This is a genomic window from Escherichia sp. AM3, from assembly GCF_032029835.1.
Taxonomy (GTDB): domain Bacteria; phylum Pseudomonadota; class Gammaproteobacteria; order Enterobacterales; family Enterobacteriaceae; genus Escherichia; species Escherichia coli.
In genome coordinates, this window is sequence record NZ_JAVUPQ010000702.1 from 1 (window position 1) to 350 (window position 350).

Annotated in this window: 1 pseudogene; it reads right to left on the minus strand. The window is 52.9% G+C overall.

The annotated features are described in order from the left end of the window. Positions 1-350, minus strand: a pseudogene (locus RTW80_RS27975) (hypothetical protein); the annotation flags it as partial.

Genomic DNA, 350 nt, shown 5'->3' on the forward strand with positions numbered 1-350 from the left:
GCATGGCACGCTCATAGATCAGGCGGTTCTGATAGTGGTTAACCCAGCGTTGCTGATGCTGAATCTGCCGTTCATGATAGCGGATCGCAATTTCGCGGGCCTGCTCCGTGGTGATGATGTCATCATCCAGGGCCGACCATAACGACCGGCTCCCTTCATACTGGCTTTTTTCTGCCGGGCGCGGATACGTATCCAGCGGGAAACAGGCGCTGATATGGTCATGACTGCTGATGAGTTTTGCCATATTCAGATCCAGCGATTCAGCCCGCCACATCGTCAGATATTTCTGCGACTGCGCGATGGTCTTTTCAGCCTTGCGCAAATCAGCTTCGATTTTTTTGATACGACGC